This window comes from Pseudomonas abyssi, assembly GCF_002307495.1.
GTDB classification, from domain to species: domain Bacteria; phylum Pseudomonadota; class Gammaproteobacteria; order Pseudomonadales; family Pseudomonadaceae; genus Halopseudomonas; species Halopseudomonas abyssi.
Map to the genome: position 1 here is coordinate 1 of NZ_NTMR01000040.1, position 15,756 is coordinate 15,756.

The 15,756-nt window shown below is 54.8% G+C and carries 18 protein-coding genes; 3 read left to right on the forward strand and 15 right to left on the reverse strand.

All coding sequences use genetic code 11. The features are described from left to right. Positions 1–43: 43 nt before the first annotated feature. Genes CNQ84_RS19550 through CNQ84_RS19570 form a run of 5 tightly spaced genes read right to left on the reverse strand, consistent with a single transcriptional unit; the run spans position 44 to position 2,699 of the window. The gene (locus CNQ84_RS19550) at positions 44–247 is read right to left on the reverse strand and encodes a hypothetical protein (protein ID WP_022990665.1); all 204 of its coding nucleotides are present in this window, start codon (positions 245–247) and stop codon (positions 44–46) included. A 41-nt stretch (positions 248–288) separates the two neighbouring features. After that, on the reverse strand, positions 289–711 hold the full coding sequence (locus CNQ84_RS19555) for a c-type cytochrome (protein WP_022990666.1): 423 nt from the start codon (positions 709–711) through the stop codon (positions 289–291). Continuing rightward, positions 708–1,373: an isoprenylcysteine carboxylmethyltransferase family protein gene (locus CNQ84_RS19560; protein WP_096006443.1), complete on the reverse strand. Its 666-nt coding sequence runs from the start codon at positions 1,371–1,373 to the stop codon at positions 708–710. Before CNQ84_RS19560 ends, CNQ84_RS19555 begins: the two co-directional genes overlap by 4 nt. Further along, positions 1,366–1,587: a DUF2933 domain-containing protein gene (locus tag CNQ84_RS19565; protein ID WP_096006444.1), complete on the reverse strand. Its 222-nt coding sequence runs from the start codon at positions 1,585–1,587 to the stop codon at positions 1,366–1,368. The genes CNQ84_RS19560 and CNQ84_RS19565 overlap by 8 nt, the downstream gene beginning before the upstream one ends. A gap of 41 nt (positions 1,588–1,628) precedes the next feature. Next, positions 1,629–2,699: a YncE family protein gene (locus tag CNQ84_RS19570; RefSeq protein WP_096006445.1), complete on the reverse strand. Its 1,071-nt coding sequence runs from the start codon at positions 2,697–2,699 to the stop codon at positions 1,629–1,631. 188 nt (positions 2,700–2,887) lie between these two features. Here CNQ84_RS19570 and CNQ84_RS19575 point away from each other — a divergent pair, with 188 nt between their 5' ends. Continuing rightward, positions 2,888–4,180 carry an ATP-grasp domain-containing protein gene (locus tag CNQ84_RS19575; protein ID WP_096006446.1) on the forward strand — a complete coding sequence of 431 codons (1,293 nt, stop codon included), beginning with the start codon at positions 2,888–2,890 and terminating at the stop codon, positions 4,178–4,180. 41 nt (positions 4,181–4,221) lie between these two features. Here CNQ84_RS19575 and CNQ84_RS19580 read toward each other — a convergent pair whose 3' ends face one another. From CNQ84_RS19580 to CNQ84_RS19620, 9 genes are all read right to left on the reverse strand, one after another. Then, entirely contained in the window at positions 4,222–4,680 is a 459-nt protein-coding gene (locus CNQ84_RS19580; protein WP_065336094.1) for an ATPase, read from the reverse strand. Positions 4,681–4,856: 176 nt separating this feature from the next. Beyond that, complete coding sequence (locus tag CNQ84_RS19585) at positions 4,857–5,243, reverse strand: DUF302 domain-containing protein (RefSeq protein WP_096006447.1); 387 nt, start codon at positions 5,241–5,243, stop codon at positions 4,857–4,859. Positions 5,244–5,267: 24 nt separating this feature from the next. Next, positions 5,268–7,628, reverse strand: coding sequence for a heavy metal translocating P-type ATPase (locus tag CNQ84_RS19590; RefSeq protein ID WP_022990674.1), 2,361 nt, complete (start codon positions 7,626–7,628; stop codon positions 5,268–5,270). After that, entirely contained in the window at positions 7,621–7,848 is a 228-nt protein-coding gene (locus CNQ84_RS19595) for a DUF805 domain-containing protein (RefSeq protein WP_096006448.1), read from the reverse strand. The genes CNQ84_RS19590 and CNQ84_RS19595 overlap by 8 nt, the downstream gene beginning before the upstream one ends. 27 nt (positions 7,849–7,875) lie before the next feature. Further along, complete coding sequence (locus CNQ84_RS19600) at positions 7,876–9,219, reverse strand: APC family permease (RefSeq protein WP_096006449.1); 1,344 nt, start codon at positions 9,217–9,219, stop codon at positions 7,876–7,878. 11 nt (positions 9,220–9,230) lie between these two features. Then, positions 9,231–9,584, reverse strand: coding sequence for a hypothetical protein (locus tag CNQ84_RS19605; RefSeq protein ID WP_096006450.1), 354 nt, complete (start codon positions 9,582–9,584; stop codon positions 9,231–9,233). Between the two features lie 158 nt (positions 9,585–9,742). Continuing rightward, a complete protein-coding gene (locus tag CNQ84_RS19610) occupies positions 9,743–10,492 on the reverse strand; it encodes a copper resistance protein B (protein ID WP_096006451.1) in 750 nt (249 codons plus the stop codon). Beyond that, entirely contained in the window at positions 10,489–12,246 is a 1,758-nt protein-coding gene (locus CNQ84_RS19615) for a copper resistance system multicopper oxidase (RefSeq protein ID WP_096006452.1), read from the reverse strand. Before CNQ84_RS19615 ends, CNQ84_RS19610 begins: the two co-directional genes overlap by 4 nt. An 84-nt stretch (positions 12,247–12,330) precedes the next feature. Next, positions 12,331–12,864: a cupredoxin domain-containing protein gene (locus CNQ84_RS19620; RefSeq protein WP_096006453.1), complete on the reverse strand. Its 534-nt coding sequence runs from the start codon at positions 12,862–12,864 to the stop codon at positions 12,331–12,333. A gap of 199 nt (positions 12,865–13,063) precedes the next feature. On the opposite strand from CNQ84_RS19620, the gene CNQ84_RS19625 reads away from it, so the two are divergent. Continuing rightward, positions 13,064–13,729, forward strand: coding sequence for a response regulator transcription factor (locus CNQ84_RS19625; RefSeq protein WP_096006454.1), 666 nt, complete (start codon positions 13,064–13,066; stop codon positions 13,727–13,729). Beyond that, the gene (locus CNQ84_RS19630) at positions 13,716–15,050 is read left to right on the forward strand and encodes an ATP-binding protein (protein WP_096006455.1); all 1,335 of its coding nucleotides are present in this window, start codon (positions 13,716–13,718) and stop codon (positions 15,048–15,050) included. The genes CNQ84_RS19625 and CNQ84_RS19630 overlap by 14 nt, the downstream gene beginning before the upstream one ends. A gap of 368 nt (positions 15,051–15,418) precedes the next feature. On the opposite strand, the gene CNQ84_RS19635 is transcribed toward CNQ84_RS19630, so the two are convergent. Then, a partial coding sequence (locus CNQ84_RS19635; protein ID WP_165771333.1) for an IS3 family transposase occupies positions 15,419–15,756 on the reverse strand: 338 nt, incomplete at its 5' end.

Consider the following 15,756-nt stretch of genomic DNA (forward strand, 5'->3'; position numbering starts at 1 on the left):
AACCATACGGATGGCCCGGTCCCGCCCTCGCTATAATTCCATCTTAAACCTGCCGAACCATCCAGGCCTCCAGGTCCGGTTCCCAGGTCCAGTATTCGGTTTCGATACGCATGGTGAAACGGCCGTGGTTGCTGTCCGACCACAGGGTGGCCTCCATCCCCTCAATCAATGATTCCGCCGAGGGCGCACCACCCAGCGCACTGCCCGGAAAAACACTTAGAAAAGCCACCACCCATAAGCATTTCATACGCTGCCTCCTTGAGTTAATCGTCTGATTACCCAGAGAAATCAGAGCCCACTCCTTTCAGACCATGCCTCATAGATCCGCTTGTCCCATTTGCTCTGGAAATAGGCGATAGCGGCTTTTTGATCGTCCCTGGAGAGCTCGTCTGCGAAGGCCGGCATTTTCCCACCCATGGGGGCGCCACCTTGACTAATTGTACCCATCAGCGTGTCGAAGGAATGGTGCCAGGCATGACCTGTTCCGTTGAGCGGTGGCGGCGGGTAAGAGCCATCCTTCAGAGTCTTTTTCCAATTGAAAGCGCCTTGGGCATTGCCGCCATGGCAGCTTGCGCAGTTGTCGTCGAACACCACTGCGCCGCGCTCGACCTCAGCCTGTGTGTACCAGCGGTCATCCACCGTCTGTTTACCGCAGCCGCTGATTAGTGCGACTGCAAGAACGCCTACTGAGATAGTTGCCCCATGCATCATTCTTGTTCCTCGATTTCCTTGCGCCTCAAATTCCTCAATCGCGGAATAAAACGGGGAGTTCTGGCTGCATAGGCCCGCCAATCGGAGCCGAACGCTTTTTCTGTTTCACGCTCCTCGTGAATAGACAGGCGCGAGTACATCCACACCAGCACCGGGAACATGGCCAGCGTCAGCAGCGTTGGCCACTGCAGCAGAAAACCGAACATGATGAGCACGAAGCCGGAATACTGAGGGTGGCGAACGTGGGCATAAAGGCCGGTTGTGGCCAACTGCCCTGCCTTTTGCGCGGCATACAGGGTACGCCAGCCAGCCGCAATCAGATAAAACCCGAGGCCAATAAACACTGTGCTCAAGAGATGAAACGGCCCAAAGTGTGGGGAACCCCTCCAACCAAACAGCATTTCCAGCAAGTGGCCACTGTCGTGAGCCAACCAGTTCACGTCGGGATACTGGCTCTGCAGCCAGCCGGAGAGGAAGTAGAGCGTCAGCGGGAACCCGTACATCTCGGTGAACAGTGCCACCAGAAATGCGCTGAAGGCACCAAACGAACGCCAGTCCCGGCGGGTCTGCGGTTTGAAAAAACTGAAGGCGAAGAATATGAAAATCGCCGAATTCAGCACCACTAGGCTCCAAAGGCCATAATCCGATGCACCATCAGTCATCACGCTGCTCTCCACTCTTTCCCGGTTGCTCTGCCTGGTGGTTATGTCCTCCATGTCCTCCATGCCCTCCGTGCATAAAAATATGGATCAGCGGACAAGCAAGCAGTATCAGCCAGGGCAAGGCGCCAAGCAGATGAACCTTGTGTTCTCCCCAGAGTAAAACCAGTGCGATAACGGCAAATATTGCCAAGGTAATTTTAAAGCGTCGATCCATGAGCGGTTCCTTTGCGAAAAAAACAGTGTCAGAACAGAGTACTAATGGGCTTCAAGGGATATCTGATGGCCTATGCCGCTCAGCGCGATCTCATCAACCACATCGAGGGATTCCGGGTCGAGCACCCAAAGCTTGTTCTCTGCCCGACTGGTCACCAGTAGCTGGCCATCGTAGGGAGAGACCGCAAGATGATAGGGCGCAGGAGCCAGCGGCCTGCTGTGGCGGGCGCCGCTGGCTAGCTCAATCCGGACCACCTGGTTGCCGCCCTGGCTGGTGGCATAGAGGGTCTGGCCATCTGCGCTCAAGCCAACGCCATGGGGCGCCTCCCCAACCTCGTACCGGTCCGCCACCGCGCCTTTGGCAAGCTCAATGACAAGAACCTGGCCGGATGCAGCATCATTCACGTAGAGCCGCTGGTTGCCGGGGGCAAGCACCAGATGCTCTGGGTTGCCGCCAACCCGCAGGTTGCGCTCGACGAACCAGTGCTCGGTATCCACTTCGCTGACCGTGCCATTACCGGTATTGCTGACCAGAAGGGATTGGCCGTCGTCGGTTTGCACCAGATAGTTGGGGGCCGGCCCCGTCGCCACAGTTTTGACCAACTGACCGGAATCCAGATCCACAACGCTGATGCTGCCACTGGCAGGATGCGTGGAAACGGCATAGCGACTGTCGGAAGTCACCAGCACATGGTGCACCGGCCCCGGCACTTCCAGTTTGCGGTCAATCGTCTTTGTGGCCGTGTTCACCAAATAGAGCAGCCCGGTACTCCCTGCTTCCAATTCAGTAGACTGCCCGCCCCCATGATGAGCGGCGTGTTCATCTTCTGATACGCCTTCGGGGCGACTAACCGGCTCCTGACGATCATGCGCCGACAAACTACCCACCACCAGATGCCGGCCATCCGGGGTCAGTGCCGAACCGTGGGTATTCAGGGTGCCGCCAATGGACGACGTCACCTTGCGGTTTTCCAGATCAATAACGCCGACGGCATCCGCTGTGCCCATGGGAACAAATGCCCGGTTCGTGTCTGCGGCCACCATCAGCGAAAAACTCATAGCGACACTGGCCGTAATACCAGCAATACACTGCTTGCGAAACGAATGTTTCATAGCGTGCCCTTTTTGGTCAGAGGGTTTCAGTAAGATCTCCTCGCCCGGTAAGCAAGATCCCGAACAGGCATGGTCATTACTTGGCAGTCCATCACACCAAGCTGAAACAGGCCTGAAAACAGTTGCGAAACATGCATTCGTTTGACCAGAATCAAGGTGGAACGATTCACAATGACCAAGGACGACCAATGCAAGACGTGCCCCAGGAAAACCAGCGAACAACCAAAACCCACGCCGACCAGCTCAACCGGCAGTGTTACTGCATCACCCTTGACCGAAAAGCGCTCACTGACAGCCTCCAGAAGCAGTTTTCAGACACTGGGAACGAGGCGCCGGCCACTCCCGAGATCCATCATTTCTTTTCAAACACACCGGTTTTTGTACCCCAGGCGGACATCGCGACGATGGAGCGGATCGTTCAGGCGATCGAATCGGCTGCCGAGCTTCCGTCCTACCGGGAAAGAGCTCTGTCCTGGGCGCCGGACATCGCCGGTTTTGATCCAGGCCCCATCGGGGCCTTCATGGGCTACGACTTTCACCTGGGCGAGAACGGGCCTCAGCTGATCGAAATCAACACCAACGCCGGCGGCGCATTTCTGAACACGGTATTGGCCCGGGCACAACACCGATGCTGTGACCCGTCCCAGCAGACCGCTGGCACCAACCGGGCACTGGATGGGTTCGAGGACGCAGTGTTTGCCATGTTCCAGCAGGAATGGCAACGGCAAGGTGGCGACTCGACGCCCGGTTGCCTGGCCATTGTGGACGATACCCCAGAATCCCAGTTTATGTTCCCGGAATTCCAACTGGCCCAGCAGTTATTCCAGGCCAGAGGCATAGAGACCTTGATCCTCGACCCATCGGAGCTTGAGTATGTTGATGGTGCCCTGAGCGCCCACGGCAAGCCTATCGACATGGTGTACAACCGCCTGGTGGATTTTGCCTTGGAGGCCCCGGCTCTTGGGGCGCTGAGGCGCGCCTACCTCGACGGCGCGGCGGTCGTCACGCCCAATCCACGCGCCCATGCGCTTATGGCCGACAAACGGAACCTGATCCTGCTATCTGATGCCCAAACCCTGCGCGACTGGGGCCTGAGTGAAACCGAGGCAGGATTTCTGGATAGAGCTGTACCGAAGACCCGGCTGGTTTCAGCAAGTGATGAGGCGGAGTTGTGGAGCAACCGGCGTAAACTGTTTTTCAAACCGGTAGCGGGCCATGGCAGCAAGGGCGTCTATCGGGGCGAAAAACTAACCCGCCGCGTTTTCGAAGAGATCCTGAAGGGTGATTACATCGCGCAGAACTTCGTTCCCGCCGGAGAACGCACGCTGAGAGTGGATGGCACGGTCACCACCAGAAAGGTCGATATCCGTTTGTACACCTATGCTGGGCAACTTCTGCTTTCCGCCGCACGGGTTTACCAAGGCCAGGCCACTAACTTTCGTACCCCAGGCGGTGGGTTCGCACCCGTCTTTCAGGTGTGATCACTACCGCTTACCCTGGCCTCTCGATCTATTTGGTTGCTTTAAAGGTCGTCCATGCGCCCTACCTGGCGAGCGAGACGCATGGATTCGTTCTGCTCCATGGTCAACAGTGATTCCAGCAGTTCCTTTGCTTCTGGAATCTCGGCCTTTCCAACCAGTGTCTTGTAGAGATCAATAATCTGATCGTGGAAGTCAAAGACCTCGCGGGAGATGCCAGCAAAATCCAGCTTTGCGTAGGGCTCGTCGCAGGTTCGGTGAGTTTTGATCGGGTTATGAGAGAGGTAGTCGATAACTCGGGTCTCCAGAGCCTTCGCATCTCCCTGGCGCTCAAACTCGTTTACGATCCGCTCTATTTCCGATTCATGAGCTGCCAGATAATCCAAAAGCGCACGGGCCCGTTCTTCCTCGTGCTTTGTTGCGCAATGGGACAGACAGCTCGCCAGATGTGAGTGCAGATCGCGCGTCCAGTCGATCAGTTGTCCAAAAGTCTTTATATCCATATCTTTTTTCCTTTTTTCTTCTCCATAATATGACTGACATCAAATAGGTATCCCGTCGTCAAATGAGGAGTCCTATTTGCATTTCCAGTGTTCAGTTGGGCTATGCGCTCGCCTGGCTAATTCGCTAATCCATTGCAAACCGCAGGCACTGCAGCAAATCGACGCCTCTACCGGCTTCAGATCGATTCCACAACCTCAGAGAGCATATCCCTGACCTTCCCGGCAACCTGCTTGAGCTCGCCATTATCGATGGCGCTCATGGAAGCCAATGGATCCACTGCACTTACCTCAATGCCCTCCGAAACCTCACGAAGAATAACGTTGCAAGGCAGCATGGCACCCACGCGAGGCTCCACACCGATGGCTTCCCAGGCCATGCCAGGATTGCAGGCCCCGAGAATCCGATAGGCCTGCATATCCTTGTCCAGCTTTTTCTTCATGGTGGCTTTGACATCAATTTCTGTCAGCACACCGAAGCCGTGATCAGTGAGGGCCTGACGCGCTCTTCTGTCCACGTCCTCGAAATCGACATCTTTGATAACTTGATCGATCGTGTATGACATAGCTACCTCCAATGATTCAGAAGTTCATTGCTTTGACCCGAGTTTCACCACCCTCAAACGCAGCGCATTCACAATCACGCTGACCGAGGACAGCGACATGGCGGCCGCTGCAAAAATGGGCGACAGCAGTATCCCGAAAAACGGGTACAAAACCCCTGCCGCTATCGGAACACCGGCGGAGTTGTAAACGAAGGCGAAAAACAGGTTCTGACGGATATTGCGCATGGTCGCCAGAGACAAACGGCGCGCCTCGACAATGCCCATCAGGTCGCCGCGTAGCAGCGTAATGCCGGCGCTTTCGATGGCGACATCGGTCCCGGTGCCCATGGCCACACCGACATCCGCCGTTGCCAGTGCAGGCGCATCGTTTACGCCGTCACCCGCCATCACGACAACACGGCCTTCGTCTTTCAGGCGCTGGACGATCTTGCCCTTATCTTCCGGCAGGACTTCCGCTTCCACTTCGTCGATATGCAGTTTTCGGGCAACTGCTTCAGCTGAAGTGCGGTTATCGCCGGTCAGCATGACCACCCGGATGCCGTCTTTTTGCAGCGCGGAAATAGCGGCTTCGGTGGTTTCCTTGACCGGATCGGCAATCGCCAGCAACCCTGCGACGTTTCCGTCGACAGCAGCAAAAATCACGGTAGCACCATCTTTTCGGAGCTGGTCGGCGTCGCCGTCAAATCGCGTGGTGTCGACATTTTCCGACTCCATGAGAAGGCGGTTACCAAGTAGCACCCGCTTGCCGTCTATTCGACCGGTAACCCCTTTACCATTCGGAGAGTCAAAGTCTTCCGCATCCGGAAGCTTCAGGTCCATGCCCTTGGCTTTATCGAGTATGGCGTGAGCCAGTGGGTGCTCACTGCCTTTCTCCAAGCCGCCTGCATAACGCATGAGACTACTGTCATCGAACCCGTTGGCCGCGACAAGCCGGGTGACTTGCGGCTTGCCCTCTGTCAGCGTGCCGGTTTTATCCACCACCACGGTGTCCACCTTCTCCATACGCTCCAAGGCTTCCGCATCGCGAATCAGAACGCCACTTTGAGCACCGCGTCCGACACCCACCATGATGGACATGGGCGTCGCCAAGCCAAGTGCGCAAGGGCAGGCAATGATCAGAACACTGACCGCTGCAATCAGCCCGAACGCCATAGGCGGCGTGGGCCCGAAGAATGACCAGGCTATAAAGGCGATAATGGCGATCACGATCACCGCAGGCACAAAATAACCCGCCACCTTGTCGGCCAGGCCCTGAATGGGCGCGCGGCTGCGCTGGGCGCTCGCCACCATCTGCACAATCTGGGACAGCATGGTGTCACGGCCAACCTTGTCGGCCCGCATGATAAAGCTGCCCTGCTGGTTGATACTGCCGCCGATCACCTGGTCGCCGGATTTTTTGCTGACTGCCAAAGGCTCACCGGTCACCATGGATTCATCCACGTTGGAGCTGCCTTCAAGCACCTCGCCGTCCAACGGCACCTTGTCTCCCGGACGTACCCGCAAGCGGTCACCGACCTTGACCTGATCAAGCGACACATCGGATTCGCTGCCATCGTCGTCCAGTTTTCTGGCCGTCGCCGGTGCCAGATCCAGCAGGGCCTTGATGGCACCAGAGGTTTTCTCTCTGGCACGCAATTCCAGCACCTGCCCCAGCAGCACCAGCACCACGATGACAGCAGCCGCCTCGAAGTAGACGGCGACCGACCCGTCTTCCTGCCGGAAGGCGCCTGGGAAGATCTGCGGCGCCAGGGTCGCCACCAGGCTGTAGATCAGCGCGACGCCGGTACCAATGGCAATGAGCGTAAACATGTTCAAGTTACGGCTAACCACGGATTTCCAACCCCGGACGAAGAAGGGCCAACCGCACCAGAGCACCACAGGCGTTGCCAGCACCAGTTGAATCCAGTTGGACATCTGCGGGGCTATAATGTGATCGAGTCCGGTGAGGTGCCCACCCATCTCCAGTACCAGTACAGGCAGGGCCAGCACCAGGCCGATCCAGAATCGGCGGGTCATGTCTTTGAGTTCTTCCGAGGGCCCGTCGTCCAGGCTTACCTGCTCGGGCTCTAGGGCCATGCCGCAGATTGGGCAGTCCCCTGGCCCTTGCTGCCGAATCTCGGGGTGCATGGGACAGGTATACATAGTGCCCGGCGCTACCGGCTCTTGCTGTTTCTTTTCCCAATCGAGGTACTGCTCAGGGTCCTCGTCGAATTTGGACTGGCAACGCGACGAGCAGAAGTACCAGGTTTTACCGCCATGCTGGCTGCGGTGTTCCGCGGTATGCGGATCCACTGCCATGCCGCAAACCGGATCCTTGGCGGTGTGCCCGCCAGGTTCTTTATCGGCGTGGTGATCGTGGTCATGGGCGTGATGGTGCTCAGCCATTCTGTTCTCCTGTTTTATCGGCGGGCCAGTCTGCAAATGCAATGAAATACAGCAGAACCAGATTGACGATAGGGATCAGTATCAGTACACCCATCCACCCCGGATACCCCGTGCGCTGGCAAATACGCCAGGCCGGAATGACGACCACAATGGCAATCACCAGCATCCACAGCCAGTGGCCTGCCCACATGGTGTTCCCGAACATGTTATCTCCCATCATGGTAGTTACCTCTCACCCCAATTGTGGTCAATGATGCGCATGGCTCTGCTCCGCTTGCGCGGATTCTGGCATTCGCTTCAGGAAAATTTGTTCGGCTACCGCAATCACAACCATAGTGACAACAGCCACGCCGATTACAAAGGGATCGGTATTAAGCTTGACCCATACAAAGCCTCCCAGCGCCAAAAGATCCAACAGGATGGCTGTAGCTGGCACCCAGATGTTGGCCTTGATGTCTTTGCGTAGATAACGCAGTACACCCCAGTGAATGGCAATGTCCATAATCAGGTAAAAGACGATACCCAATGCGGCAATTCGGGACAGGTCGAAGAAGGCGGTCAGAATCAGCCCCAGGACCACGGTATAAACCAGAGTGTGCTTCTGGATGCTGCCGGGCATGCCAAAGTGACTGTGGGGAACCAGTTTCATCTCTGTCAGCATCGCCAACATGCGGGACACAGCAAAGACACTGGCCAGAATCCCGCCTGCCGTGGCCATCATAGCAATGGCGACGGTAAACCAGACGCCGTACTCGCCAAGCGCGGGACGCGCAGCGGCAGCCAGGGAGTAATTCTGTGTTTCGATGATTTCAGCCAGCGACAGATTGCTGGCGACGGCAAACCCCACCAGCGTGTAGATCACCACACAGGCGGCAATGGAAATAATGATGGCACGGCCAACATTCCGCTTTGGGTCTATTACTTCGGAGCCACTGTTGGTAATGGTAGTAAAGCCTTTGAATGCCAGGATACCCAACGCACTCGCGCCCAGGAAGTTGCCCAGCGTTCCGGCTTCGCCAGGCTCTGAAAAATCAACCGAGATTGAGTCAGCAATCCAGATCCCGACGAGACCGAAAATCAGTATGCCTCCGATTTTCAGGATACCGATGAAGGAGGCCACGCCCTGAATGAGACGGTTGCTAAGCAGGTTGATCAAAAACGCCGCGAGAATAAGTGATACACCGAGAATGGGTACCATGCGACCGGTGTCGTCACCGCCGAAAAGCTGCATGGTGTAGGCACCGAATGTACGGGCCAGAAAACTCTGAGCAATGACCATGGAGAAGTACATCAGCAAGGCGTTGAAAGCCGTTGGCAGTCGGTTTCCGTAAGCTTTATGCAAGTACATACCAATGCCCCCGGCCGACGGGTAGGCGTTGGAGATCTTGATGTAGGAATAGGCGCTGAAGCTCACAATCACCGCCGCCGCGAGAAAGGCCAGCGGGAAAAGTACGCCGGTCATCTGGGCCATCTGCCCGGTCAACGCAAAAATACCGGCGCCAATCATGACGCCGGTACCCAGCATGACTGTCCCTGGTAAAGTGAGACTGCCCTCCTGGTAGCGGGTAGTTCGATCTTCCTCCCTGTTCATTCAACCTCCTGTTATTTTTTCATGGGTGGAATCTTGGAAGAGCAGAACGGCTCATGCTTGGCATTTGCCCGGACGTTGTCGTCGGTAACCCGGTACCAAGCCAATTTGCGCCGGGTCCACCATCCGGTTTTCAATCGGCCACCGCAGGCCTTGACCAGTTCCAGTAATTCATCGACAGACCAGTGGGTTCCGTCATATGTCACCCGCAATGTGCCATTCGGTTTACGCTCGGCGAAATCAACGCAGGGGTGGTGGTTAAGATCGTGGATGAGATCCTCCCACTGACCTTCTCCCATCCCCTCGATGGCCAATTTCCGGCGCAACAAAAACTGTTCCTGGTTGGTTGCTTTGTGTGCTTTGGTCATGGGGTGACACCTCTCTTCCTGATGACTTCTCCCTGTATCAAAACACTTCAACCTGAACTGCGACTGAAAATGGACACATGCTTTCGGTGAATTTGAGTTACATCAAATCATAGACGAAAAAAGGCCATGGGTTTCCCCATGGCCCGTTAGCATCAACGTCAGAAGGCGATTCGAGCGCCGATCACAGCAAACCAGTCTTCTGTGCTTCCGCCGCCGGTTTCAGCTAGATCTGCGGTATCGCCGTATTTTCGTTCATGCACCACACCGACATAGGGTGAAAAGGCGCGATCAACCAAGTCATAACGCAGACGCAGCCCTACTTCGGTGGACACCAGACCTTTGCCAACACCAATTTCACGATCCTCACTGAAGGCCACCGTTGCGTCCAGTGTCGCCGCGAGGATCCAATAATTGGTGAGCAATAATTCATACTCTGCGTCCAGCTCAGCGGACGTCTCACCTTCATCGCTCACATACAGGTTGGCGTCAACCTCAAACCATTGCGGTGCAAGCCCAGCGACACCCAACACGGCATAAGTGCGATCCGGTCCCTCGGGGGTGTCGAAACGCACACCCGCTTTGGCATCGAAGAACTTGGAAATGGGGATCTGGCCGACCAACTGGTTTTCCAGCGTTTCGTAGGCCTGCTCCTCTACTTCGTATTCGCCGGTTGTGAGCAACCGGACTTTAAAATCGTCAGTGCCATAGAAGGCATCCGCATTCCAGACGCCCAGCTCCTCGCCATCGTCGCTGTAGCGGTACTCAAATTCCTCGAATTGAACGCCCCAGGTTGTGAGCGGCTGTTTACGAGCCGTGGTGTCGGAAATCATTTCCTGAGCTGTCACCGCCGTTGAGAAACCAACTGAGGCAAGAAAACTGGCGGCGACAAGTGATCGAATACAACTCATGCCTCACCTCCATCTTCAGCAATCACGTCTGTTTTGGCCTGCGTTGAATCTGGCCCACCTTCAATAATTACCTTACGGAACATACCAGCGGCCGCGTGATAGGACAGGTGACAGTGGAACGCCCACTGGCCGGGCGCGTCGACCTCGGTTTCCATGTAAACCGTGGTACCCGGGTTCACGTTGATTGTATGTTTGATCGGGTTCCACTGGCCGGCGCCGACGTCCAAAATCGACCACATGCCGTGCAGGTGCATTGGATGCGTCATCATGGTTTCATTCACAAACTTGAAGCGGACCCGCTCACCGTATTTCAGACGAATCGGATCGGCGTCTTCATACTTGACGCCATTAATGCTCCAGGTGTAACGCTCCATATTGCCGGTCAAACGAAGCTCAATTTCCCGGGTCGGTTCGCGGTCTTCATACAGTGGATCTTGGGCCTTCAGGTCAGCATAGGACAGGAACTTGCCGCCATTGGCTGCCGTGGGTACAAGGCCACTTCCCTTGGCGTAAAAGGGGTCGCTTTGGCCGCCTTTTCCCATCGCCATGGAACCATGATCCATGCCTTCCATGTTGGAATGATCCATGCTGTCCATGTTGGAGTGGTCCATTCCCTCCATTGAGGAGTGATCCATCCCGGACATATCTTCTGAGCTGTCCATATCCATGTTCCCATGATCCATGCCCGCCATGCTGCCATGGTCCATACCAGGCATACCGCCCATATCAGCCATGGTCAGTCGGGCAGCTTCACGCAGTTGCGGCACTGCCGCTTCCATGCCCTCTTCGGGGGCCAGTGTTGCCCTGGCGTATCCGGAACGTCCCATGGATTCGGCGAAGATGGTGTACGCCTGCTCATCCTTCGGACGTACGATCACGTCGTAGGTTTCCGCTACACCAATCCGGAATTCATCGACACTAACGGGCTGAACGTTGTTGCCATCGGCCTGAACGACGGTCATATCCAGACCAGGAATCCGGATATCAAAGTAGGTCATGGCCGAAGAGTTGATGAATCGCAGCCGGATGCGTTCGCCCGGCTCAAAAAGCCCTGTCCAGTTCTGGTCCGGCCCCTTACCGTTGATCAGACCCGTAAAGCCTTGCAGGTCCTCAACGTCCGCTTTCATCATGCGCATGTCGCCCCAGGCCATCCGGTCTCGGACCGTATTCATCAGGCCGTTTTCGGACGCGTCCGAGAAAAACTCGCCCACGGTTTGCTGCTCGCGGTTGTAATAGTCCGGCATCATTTTCAGGTTGCGCATGATGCGGTCACCGGAATGGGGGTGCTTGTCAGTCAACTGCACCACGTACTCGCGGTCATAACGAAACGGCTCACGTTTTTCCGGTTCGATCACAATGGCACCATAGGCGCCGTCCGGCTCCTGAAAACCAGAGTGGCTGTGGAACCAGTAGGTGCCTGCCTGCTGGATAGGAAACTCATAGGTAAAGGTTTCACCCGGCTTGATGCCCGGGAAACTGATACCAGGCACACCGTCCTGGTTAAAAGGAAGGATCAGGCCGTGCCAGTGAATGGACGTAATCTCATCCAGGTTGTTGGTCACGTTGATCCGGACGTTCTCGCCTTCCTTGAAACGCATTACCGGTCCCGGAGATGCGCCGTTGTATCCAATGCCTTCCTTCACAAAATCGCCGGTATCAATTTTTACCCGGTCGACCGTAAGGTCGTATTCGCCGGCCAGAACCATGGCTGGCATCAGCAGGCTCAAAAGCCCTGTCAAAAAGCGTGGTTTCATCTGTGTTGCTCCGAACTACACGTCATTGAAGCCGGGCCGAGAAACGTGTCTCAGCCCCGCGCTCGCGGACCTCAGTTAAGCGAGTTACTCGAAATTGACCTCACCGTACATCCCGGCCTGATAGTGGCCCGGCACGTTGCAGGCAAATTCGATATTGCCTTTATCAGAGAACTTCCATACCACTTCTTTACTTTGGCCCGGTTCCAGCAACACGCTGTTCGGGTCGTCATGCTTCATGGAATGGCCATTCCCCATATCCATATTCATCATGTCGTGGTTCAGCTTGCCGCCCTGGATGACGCCATGCTCAACCATCATCATCATTTTCTCTTGATGAGCTTCGTGCATGTCAGGAGTGCCAACACTGAACTCATGGACGAGGTTTCCCTTGTTCTCCACCACGAAGCGAACGGTTTCACCCGGCTTTACACTGATTTCTTCGGGTTCGTAGTAGTTGTCGTACATCTCGACAGTTACGGTTCGGCTGGCCTCCGACGCTTTGCCAGGTTCACCGCTTGTAGCGCCGTGCCCGTGGCCACCATCATGGGCGCCAGCCGCAAACGCTGTTGCCGACATTGAAAGCGCCATACCCGCTACGAATAGTTTTGATGCATTCATCTTTTTATCCTCTGTAAAATATTGCTCGAAAAACACTGCAGGATTGAGCCCCAATCTTGAGCAATGTCCAGAATCGGTTGTTATCTTCTCTCACTAACCTGAATTCTTTCTGAAAAACTCGAACTATTTTCCGTTCAGGCTGAATTCAGGTTAATCAGTCACACTTTCGACCGCGGACCATACATAGAAGGAAAAACTCATGCGTTTACTGCTCGTCGAAGATGACCGCTTGCTTGCTGAGGGTTTGGTCAGGCAGTTGGGAAAAGCAGGTTTCAGCGTTGATACAAGTCCCAGTGCCCGAGAAGCCGTCGTTCTGGGTGAGCAAGAGGATTACCGTGCTGTTGTTCTGGACCTGGGTCTACCTGATGGCAACGGGCTGGACGTATTGAGAAAGTGGCGAACGAATCACGTCAGCTGTCCGGTCTTGATTCTGACCGCGAGAGGCGATTGGCAGGATAAGGTTAACGGCTTAAAAGCCGGGGCAGACGATTACCTGGCAAAACCTTTTCAGACAGAAGAGCTAATCGCACGCCTCAACGCACTCGTGCGTCGAAGTGAAGGAAGGGTCCATGCTCAGGTTAAAGCCGGCCGCTTTGAACTGGACGAAAACCGCCAGAGTCTCAAGATGGACGACGGCGTGGAACATACACTTACCGGCACCGAATTCCGGCTGCTACGTTGTTTGATGAGCCGCCCTGGCCACGTCTTTTCCAAAGAACAACTAATGGAACAGCTTTACAACTTGAATGATAGCCCGAGCGAAAACGTCATTGAGGCGTATATTCGGAGGTTAAGGAAGCTAGTGGGCAGCGAAACCATCTCAACACGACGCGGCCAGGGGTACATTTTTAATGCGATTCCTTAAAAAGCCTGCGTCCGTAAAAGGAACCTTGCTTGCGCTGTTACTGCCCGCCGGAATTGGTCTAATGGGGGTGGCGTGGTTGGTCCATGGCTTGCTGCTCGACCGAATGTCTCGGGAATTCGTTGAAAGCCGACTGAAAGATGAGGTCGATTTCCTTGAGCACCAGATTCGCGACGCGAATGGTGAAGTTGACACTCTCCAGACGGGCGATTATTTCCAGGATGTTTTTCATCATGCCTTTGCCATACATACACCCGAACAGACCATCATTTCACCCGATACTTGGGAGCCCTTGTTAACGCCTCTGATTGAAAACGAAGAAGACGGAACCGTTCGCGTAGAAGATGCCGAAACCACTGATACTCCCTTAGACATCCTCGCCTACCGAAAGTCTTTTCAGGTCGGTGAAACACCCATCGTCGTAATCGTTTCTGAAGATCTGGGTGCGCTGAAACGCAGCCAAGCTGCACTTCATGCCTGGACCGCCGTAGTATCAGTTCTGTTGATTATGCTCTTGGTTGCCGTGCTCTGGTTCGGAATCACGATGTCCATGCGACCGGTTGTCACACTCAAAGCCGCATTAAAAAGACTCCAGGACGGAGAGATCTCCCGAATCAACGTTCAGTCGCCAGAGGAGTTCCACCCGCTGGTTCTTCAACTAAATCAGTTGCTGGACTCCTTAGATCAGCGACTGGAGCGCTCCAGGGACGCTCTCGCAAACCTGTCTCATAGCGTCAAAACCCCCATCGCAGCCGTCCGGCAGATACTGGAAGACGACACACGTCCTCTCGACACCAATCTAAGGCGCCAGATGGTGGAGCGACTAAGCGATATCGACAGGCAATTAGAAGCTGAAATGCGTCGAAGCCGTTTTGCAGGGCCCCAGATTGGAAAAAGCGCCTACCCCATAAAACAGGCACGGGATCTTTTGTGGATGCTCGGTCGTTTATATCCGGAAAAGTCGTTTGAACTATCGAGTTCTCTGCCTGAAGACAGCCGATGGCCGATAGAAGAACATGATCTAAATGAAGTATTGGGCAACTTACTCGACAATGCTGGCAAATGGTCTTCGAGATGCGTAGAGCTCTCTGTGGAACAAGGCAGCGGCTTCAAGCGAATAGTTGTTGCTGATGATGGCCCAGGGGTTAATCACAAGGATTTAGCCAGTTTGGGCCAAAGGGGTCTGCGGCTAGATGAGCAAACACCTGGGCACGGTCTCGGCCTTGCTATCGTTCGAGATATAGTGACTCGCTATGAAGGTAAAATCAGCTTTTCGACTAAGTCCTGTAGCGGTTTACGCGTTTCTATCGAATTATTAAGATAAAATCGAATGTTCGCTTTTGTTTAGCAGCGGACCGATCGAGGCGTCCGGTGGAGGCCCTAGGCCAGCAAGGTCAGGGACTGGCGAGCCTAAGAGAGACAGAGAGAAATAGATTTCTCTCTGTCCGGTTGCTGCAATTTGTGAAATTAAGATGGGTTATGCCGCTTATTAGTTAAAGATGACCAGGCTGCTCCCGCAAGCATTACATTTTAGTCATGTTATGCGAACAACGCTTTTCTCACCGATATAACCTAGCTTCCGGCCACCAACATTACATATTTGTCATTTTCTGGTCATGTTGTGGGCGGATTTCAGACTATAAAATTGATATTGACAACAATGAAATGGACTGGTGAATCGCCCCGGATTTCCTAGACACTTTCCAGGCTCAGTAAATGTTGCCTTTCAAACTCTACCGGTGACAGCTGGTTGTTGAAACCGTGTCGGCGTTTTGGGTTGTAAAACATCTCGATGTAGTCGAACACGTCAGCGCGAGCATCCTGCCTAGTGCTGTAGATCTTTCGCCTAATCCGTTCCCGCTTCAGCAGTTGGAAAAAGCTTTCCGCTACCGCGTTGTCATGGCAGTTACCACGCCGACTCATGCTACCAAGCAAGTTATTGGCTTTCAGGAAGCTCTGCCAGTCACCGCTGCTGAATTGGCTACCTTGGTCGGAGTGAATCATCACCTCCTGCTTTGGCTTGCGGCGCC

Bases quoted from the DNA above. Each gene is read 5' to 3' on its own strand.
- CNQ84_RS19550 (WP_022990665.1), bottom strand. From the start codon at position 247: ATGAAATGCTTATGGGTGGTGGCTTTTCTAAGTGTTTTTCCGGGCAGT.
- CNQ84_RS19555 (WP_022990666.1), bottom strand. From the start codon at position 711: ATGATGCATGGGGCAACTATCTCAGTAGGCGTTCTTGCAGTCGCACTA.
- CNQ84_RS19560 (WP_096006443.1), bottom strand. From the start codon at position 1,373: ATGACTGATGGTGCATCGGATTATGGCCTTTGGAGCCTAGTGGTGCTG.
- CNQ84_RS19565 (WP_096006444.1), bottom strand. From the start codon at position 1,587: ATGGATCGACGCTTTAAAATTACCTTGGCAATATTTGCCGTTATCGCA.
- CNQ84_RS19570 (WP_096006445.1), bottom strand. From the start codon at position 2,699: ATGAAACATTCGTTTCGCAAGCAGTGTATTGCTGGTATTACGGCCAGT.
- CNQ84_RS19575 (WP_096006446.1), top strand. From the start codon at position 2,888: ATGCAAGACGTGCCCCAGGAAAACCAGCGAACAACCAAAACCCACGCC.
- CNQ84_RS19580 (WP_065336094.1), bottom strand. From the start codon at position 4,680: ATGGATATAAAGACTTTTGGACAACTGATCGACTGGACGCGCGATCTG.
- CNQ84_RS19585 (WP_096006447.1), bottom strand. From the start codon at position 5,243: ATGTCATACACGATCGATCAAGTTATCAAAGATGTCGATTTCGAGGAC.
- CNQ84_RS19590 (WP_022990674.1), bottom strand. From the start codon at position 7,628: ATGGCTGAGCACCATCACGCCCATGACCACGATCACCACGCCGATAAA.
- CNQ84_RS19595 (WP_096006448.1), bottom strand. From the start codon at position 7,848: ATGATGGGAGATAACATGTTCGGGAACACCATGTGGGCAGGCCACTGG.
- CNQ84_RS19600 (WP_096006449.1), bottom strand. From the start codon at position 9,219: ATGAACAGGGAGGAAGATCGAACTACCCGCTACCAGGAGGGCAGTCTC.
- CNQ84_RS19605 (WP_096006450.1), bottom strand. From the start codon at position 9,584: ATGACCAAAGCACACAAAGCAACCAACCAGGAACAGTTTTTGTTGCGC.
- CNQ84_RS19610 (WP_096006451.1), bottom strand. From the start codon at position 10,492: ATGAGTTGTATTCGATCACTTGTCGCCGCCAGTTTTCTTGCCTCAGTT.
- CNQ84_RS19615 (WP_096006452.1), bottom strand. From the start codon at position 12,246: ATGAAACCACGCTTTTTGACAGGGCTTTTGAGCCTGCTGATGCCAGCC.
- CNQ84_RS19620 (WP_096006453.1), bottom strand. From the start codon at position 12,864: ATGAATGCATCAAAACTATTCGTAGCGGGTATGGCGCTTTCAATGTCG.
- CNQ84_RS19625 (WP_096006454.1), top strand. From the start codon at position 13,064: ATGCGTTTACTGCTCGTCGAAGATGACCGCTTGCTTGCTGAGGGTTTG.
- CNQ84_RS19630 (WP_096006455.1), top strand. From the start codon at position 13,716: ATGCGATTCCTTAAAAAGCCTGCGTCCGTAAAAGGAACCTTGCTTGCG.